The sequence below is a fragment of the Rhizobacter sp. P1_G5 genome, assembly GCF_056405435.1.
In genome coordinates, this window is record NZ_JBFUCB010000371.1 from 1 (window position 1) to 6047 (window position 6047).

Genomic DNA, 6047 nt, shown 5'->3' on the forward strand with positions numbered 1-6047 from the left:
ACCTGCAGGTGCTCGAGTTCGAGCCGCAGGTGGCCGACGAGCCGCGGCTGCAGCAGATGCTGGGCGCCGCGACGCGCGCGGCCCGGCGCGGCGCCGAGCTGACCGGCAAGCTGCTCGCGTTCTCGCGCCGCCAGCGCCTGGTGCCCACGCGCGTGGAGCCGGCACTGCTGCTGCACTCGCTGGCCGACATGCTGCACCGCACGCTCGACGAGCGGGTGCAGATCGTCGTCGACGCGGCCGACGATTGCCCGGGTTGCCGGGCCGATCCGGGCCAGCTGGAATCGGCACTGCTCAACATCGCGATCAATGCGCGCGACGCGATGCCCGAGGGCGGCACGCTGTCGTTCAGCTGCCAGCCGTGCCGGCGCGTTCCGGCGCAGGTGGCGGCCGAGCTGGCCGATCCGGACCAGGCCGGCACGGTGCCGCAGCAAGATGCGTTCGTCGCGATCAGCGTCTCGGACACCGGCCACGGCATGTCCGAGGCGGTGCGCGACCGCGCCTTCGAGCCGTTCTTCACGACCAAGGAGGCCGGGCGCGGCACCGGCCTCGGGCTGAGCACGGTGTACGGCTTCGCGAAGCAGTCGCACGGCGCGGTGGTGATCGACTCGGCACCCGGCACCGGCACGCGCGTCACGCTGTACCTGCCGCGCTTCGACCTGGTCGACCGCACCGAGGCGCGCGGCGGTGCGACGGCGGCACTGCCGCCGGGGCTGCGGGTGATGGTGGTCGAGGACGACCCGGAGGTGCTGGCGGTGTGCCGCAACTTCCTGCTCGCGCTGAAGTGCGAGGTGACGGTCCATTCGAGTGCCGAGCCGGCGCTGGCCGCGCTGGAACGCACGCAGCCGATCGACCTGCTGCTCAGCGACGTGATCCTCGGGGCCGGCATGCGCGGCACCGAACTCGCACGGCGCGCGAAGGCCTTGCGGCCGGCGCTGGCGGTGCTGCTGATGTCCGGCTATTCGTCGGAGGCGATGGTGGGCGACGGCAGCATCGGGCTGCCGTGGGAGCTCTTGCGCAAGCCCTATTCGCGCGAGGAGCTGTCCGACGCGATCGTGCGGGCGATCACTGCAGCACCCGCGACGCTGGCGTCATCGCCGCCTGGATGAACGAGGCGAGTGCCTCGGTGCTGGCGATGCACAGGTCGCGCCGGCCCTTCTCGGTGAAGCGGATCACGTTGCTGCGCGCCATGCGCGACAGCGCGCGGCTGACGCTCTCGAGCGTCATGCCCAGGTAGTTGCCGATCTCGGCGCGCGTCATGCGCAGCGTGATCTGGTCGGCGCGCAGGCCGCGCTGCGACAGAGACTCGGCCCAGTAGCGCAGGAAGTCGGCCACCCGCGCATCGGCCGGCAGCGTCCCCAGCGACAGCAGCGAATCGCGGTCGCGCGAGATCTCGCGGCTCATCGCGGCATGCAGCAGGCCGAGCAGCGCCGGCTGGCGGGCGGCGGCGAGCAGCAGCGTGTCGTAGCGGATGGCCCAGACCTCGCCGGTGTCCATCGCGATCGCATCGCAGCCGTACTGGCCGTGGGCGATGCCGTCGAAGCCCATCCAGTCGCCCTTGAAGTGCAGCCCGACGACCTGTTCGCGCCCGTCGGCCGCGACGTTCAGCGTCTTGAAGAAGCCGGAGTTGATGATGTACAGGCACTGGAAGCCCTGGCCGCCCTGGAACACCGTGTCGCCGGCATGCACGATGCGGCGTTGCAGCTCGACGGATCCGGCCAGCAGCTTCAGCGAGTCGTTGACCCGGGCGCACACCGTGTCGGCGTCGGGCCGGGCCGGGCCGCGCGCTGCCGCAGCAGCAGAATGCATCGGCATCGGCGGGCGGACGGCGGATTCGGTGTGCATCGTGGCGGTCTGCATGGCGGGCTCCTGTGGGTGTTGTGGTATGGACAAGAGCTTAGGAACCGCGTGTCAATGTCGCGCGAATGCGCCGGATCGCTGCGTAACAGCGAGTGAACGGTTGGTGTCCGGCATGTATCAGCCGYGCCGACCTGGGGTCTCATCACCGATGAGCGCGCAATGGCTTGACGGGTATCAAGCCCGGCGCGGCCGGGCCCACTAGGCTGCCTCCACGCCCTTGGAAGGGTTTTGCAGGAGGTCGCCATGTCCACGCCATCCATCGTTTCCGCGCCGCCCTCGCGCGAGCGCACGCCGGCCGTCGCCGAGTCCGTCTCCGGGACGTGGGCACCGCTGCGCCAGCGGCTGTCGCTGGGCGCCCTGACGAGCCTGGTGATCGGCTCGATGATCGGTTCCGGGGTGTTCTCGCTGCCGCAGAACATGGCGGCCGGCGCGGGTGCGGGTGCGATCCTGATCGGCTGGGGGATCACCGCGCTCGGCATGCTGTCGCTGGCGATGATGTTCCTGCAGCTTGCGCAGGCCGCGCCCGGCGTGACCGGTGGCGTCTACGGCTATGCGCGGGCCGGGTTCGGGGACTTCGTCGGCTTCCAGTCGGCCTGGGGCTACTGGCTGTCGGCGCTGATCGGCAATGCCGGCTACCTGGTCGTGATCGTCGCGGCGGTGTCGAACCTGCTGCCGGCGGCCGGGCTCGGCGCCGGCGACACCGCGGTGGGCGTCGCGGCGGCGTCGGTGCTGCTGTGGGGCTACCACGGGCTGGCGTTGCGCGGCGTGCGCACCGCGGCGGCGGTCAACACGCTGGTGACGCTGTCGAAGCTCGTGCCGCTGCTGATGTTCGTCGGGCTGGTGGGCGTGGCCTTCAAGGCGCCGACCTTCTCGCTGTCGATGTGGGGCGATGCGAAGCTCGGGCCGGTGTTCGACCAGGTGCGCTCGACGATGCTGGTCACCGTGTGGGCCTTCATCGGCATCGAGGGGGCCTCGGTGTTCTCGGCGCGGGCGCGCAGCGCCGGCGACGTCGGCCGCGCGACGATGCTCGGCTTCGGCGCGACGCTCCTGCTGTACATGGCGATCACGCTGCTGTCGCTCGGCGTCGTGCCGCAGGCCGAGCTCGCGCAGATGGCCAACCCGTCGATGGCCGGGGTGCTGCAGAAGGTGGTCGGGCCCTGGGGTGCGGTGCTCGTGAACATCGGCCTGCTGGTGTCGGTGGGCGGCGCGATGCTCGCGTGGACGATGCTGGCGGCCGAGGTGCCGTACAGCGCCGCGAAGGAGGAGGTGTTCCCGGGCGGCTTCGGCGGCGAGAACCGCCGGCAGGCGCCGGCCGCCGCGCTGTGGTGGAGCAACGGCATCGTGCAGGCGGTGCTGCTGCTGTCGCTGCTGGCCGGCAATGCCTACCTCGCGCTGATCAAGCTGGCGACCTCGACCATCCTGCTGCCTTACCTGGTGTGCGCGCTGTTCGCGCTGCGGCGCGGTGCGGGCTCGCGCGCGCTGCTGCTGACCGGTGCGGTCGCGACGGTCTACAGCGCCTGGCTCGTGTATGCGGCCGGGCCGGTGTACCTGTTGCTGACGGCGCTGGTCTACGTGCCCGGGCTGGCGGTGCACGCGCTTGCGCGGCGGCGCCGCGGCCTGCCGGTGTACGCGGGGGCGGGCGAGCAGGTGGTGGCCGTGCTGCTGCTGGCGGCGGCCTTCGTGACGCTGTGGCTGATCGCCGGTGGCGTGCTGGACTTGCAGAAGCTCTGAGAGGCTGTGGACCAAACGATGAACTGGGGCGTGCATTCGGAGATCGGGAGGCTGCGCAGCGTGCTGGTGTGCCGCCCGGGGCTGGCGCAGCGGCGGCTGACGCCGGACAACTGCCGTGGCTTGCTGTTCGACGACGTGCTGTGGGTGGAGCGCGCGCAGCGCGATTTCGCGCAGTTCGTCTCGGAGATGGCGCGGCGCGGCGTCGAAGTGCTGGAGCTGCACGAGCTGCTGGCCGAGACGCTCGCGCAGCCCGAGGCGCGGCGCTGGGTGCTGCAGCACCGGGTGATGCCCGACAGCGTCGGGCTCGGCATGCTGGACGACCTGCATGCGGCGCTGGCCGAGCTGCCGCCGGCCCGGCTGGCCGAGCTGCTGATCGGCGGCATGACGAAGTCGGAGCTGCCGTTCCGCCCGAACGGCCTGCTGGGCCCGTACCTGGACATGCACGACTTCGTGCTGCCGCCGTTGCCGAACAGCCTGTTCACGCGCGACGCGAGCAGCTGGCTCTACGGCGGCGTGGTGCTGAATCCGATGTTCTGGCCGGTGCGCCGCGGCGAGACGCTGCTGAAGGCGGCGGTGTACCGCTTCCACCCGCGCTTCGTGAACGGCGGCTTCGAGACCTGGTGGGGCGGTGACATGCGCGACCATGGTCTCGCGACGCTGGAAGGCGGCGACCTGATGCCGCTCGGGCGCGGCGTGCTGCTGGTGGGCATGGGCGAGCGCAGCAGCCCGCAGGCGGTGGTGCAACTGGCGCACCGGTTGTTCGAGCACGGCGCGGCGCGGCGCGTGATCGCGGCGCAGATGCCGCGCGCCAGGGCCGCGATGCACCTGGACACGGTGTTCACGCCCTGTTCGCGCGAGGTGGTGACCTATTTCCCCGAGGTGGTGGACCGCCTGGTGTGCCACGAGCTGGAACCGGGGCCGCGCGGCGGGCCGCCGCGCATCCGCACGCTGGCGGGCCAGCACCTGCTGGACGTCGTGAGCGCGGCGCTGGAGGTGCCGGCGCTGAACGCGATCGCGACCGGGGGCGACGATTTCGAGAGTGCACGTGAGCAATGGGACGACGGCAACAACCTGCTGGCGCTGGAGCCGGGGGTGGTGGTCGGCTACGACCGCAACACGCAGACGAACCGCAAGCTGCGCGCGGCCGGGATCGAGGTGATCGAGATCCCGGGCGGCGAGCTGGGCCGCGGGCGGGGCGGGGCGCATTGCATGAGCTGCCCGCTGAGCCGCGACGCGGTGGTGTATTGAATCGAGGAAAGGGGAGTGCGATGGCCTACAACCTGAAGAACCGCAGCCTGTTGTCGCTGGACGAGCTGAACGCGCGCGACATCCAGCACCTGCTGGAGATGTCGCACGAGCTCAAGCGCGCGAAGGCGGCGGGCACCGAGCAGCCGACGCTGCGCGGTCGCAACATCGCGCTGATCTTCGAGAAGTCGTCGACGCGCACGCGCTGCGCGTTCGAGGTGGCGGCGCACGACCAGGGGGCGCACGTCTCGTTCATCGGTCCGGGCGATTCGCAGCTGGGCGAGAAGGAGAGCGTGAAGGACACGGCGCGGGTGCTGGGCCGGCTGTACGACGCGATCGAGTACCGGGGGTTCGCGCAGCAGACGGTGAAGGACCTGGCCGCGCATGCGGGCGTGCCGGTCTACAACGGGCTGACGAACGAGTTCCACCCGACGCAGATCCTGGCCGACCTGATGACGATGCAGGAGCACTGCGACAAGCCGCTGCGCGAGATGCGGGTGGCCTACCTGGGCGATGCCCGCTACAACATGGGCGACTCGCTGTTGCAGGGGGCGGCGCTGATGGGCATGGACCTGCGCATCGCGGCACCGCGGGTGCTGTGGCCGGCGCCCGAGATCCAGGCGCAGTGCGAGGCGCTGGCGCGCGTGAGCGGCGCGAAGCTGACGCTGACCGAGGCGCCGCTGCAGGCGGTGGAGGGTGTCGACTTCGTCTACACCGACGTGTGGGTGTCGATGGGGGAGCCGGAGGCGGCCTGGGCCGAGCGGATCGCGTTGCTGAGGCCGTACCAGGTGAATGCACGGCTGATGGCGGCGACCGGCAATGCAGCCGTCAAGTTCATGCACTGCCTGCCGGCGTACCACAACCGGGAGACGCGGCGCGGGGAGGAGATCTTCCAGCGCTTCGGGCTCGACGGAATGGAGGTGACGGACGAGGTCTTCGAGTCGCCGGCCTCGATCGTCTGGGACCAGGCGGAGAACCGGATGCACACCATCAAGGCGCTCCTTGTGGCGACCTTGGGGTGATCCAGTTTCACTTCTTCCTTCTGCGCTGCAAAGGCGCGTGGGGGWGGCCGTGGCGCGCCGTCCGGTGCGGTCAGCGCCCCTGGCGGGGCGCTGACTCCCCTCCACTGACTGGTTTCAAGGCCCGTCGCCCAAACTCCCGCCACTCACTTCGTTCGTTGTGGTCAAACAGTGGGCGACAGTCAGTGCACGAAG

At 70.8% G+C, this 6047-nt stretch carries 5 protein-coding genes; 4 read left to right on the forward strand and 1 reads right to left on the reverse strand.

Annotated features, from left to right (window positions below):
• On the forward strand, positions 1 to 1106 hold a 1106-nt coding region (locus AC1D12_RS22010; protein WP_477842853.1), incomplete at its 5' end, for an ATP-binding protein.
• On the opposite strand, the gene AC1D12_RS22015 is transcribed toward AC1D12_RS22010, so the two are convergent.
• Positions 1063 to 1857, reverse strand: a complete 795-nt coding sequence (locus AC1D12_RS22015; RefSeq protein ID WP_477842854.1) for a Crp/Fnr family transcriptional regulator — start codon at positions 1855 to 1857, stop codon at positions 1063 to 1065. The genes AC1D12_RS22010 and AC1D12_RS22015 overlap by 44 nt on opposite strands.
• 243 nt (positions 1858 to 2100) lie before the next feature.
• Here AC1D12_RS22015 and AC1D12_RS22020 point away from each other — a divergent pair, with 243 nt between their 5' ends.
• Genes AC1D12_RS22020 through argF form a run of 3 tightly spaced genes read left to right on the forward strand, consistent with a single transcriptional unit; the run spans position 2101 to position 5855 of the window.
• The gene (locus AC1D12_RS22020; protein ID WP_477827485.1) at positions 2101 to 3588 is read left to right on the forward strand and encodes a basic amino acid/polyamine antiporter; all 1488 of its coding nucleotides are present in this window, start codon (positions 2101 to 2103) and stop codon (positions 3586 to 3588) included.
• An 18-nt stretch (positions 3589 to 3606) separates the two neighbouring features.
• Positions 3607 to 4836 carry an arginine deiminase gene (locus AC1D12_RS22025; protein WP_465113051.1) on the forward strand — a complete coding sequence of 410 codons (1230 nt, stop codon included), beginning with the start codon at positions 3607 to 3609 and terminating at the stop codon, positions 4834 to 4836.
• 20 nt (positions 4837 to 4856) lie between these two features.
• The gene (gene argF / locus AC1D12_RS22030; RefSeq protein WP_465113052.1) at positions 4857 to 5855 is read left to right on the forward strand and encodes an ornithine carbamoyltransferase; all 999 of its coding nucleotides are present in this window, start codon (positions 4857 to 4859) and stop codon (positions 5853 to 5855) included.
• The last annotated feature ends 192 nt before the right edge of the window (positions 5856 to 6047 follow it).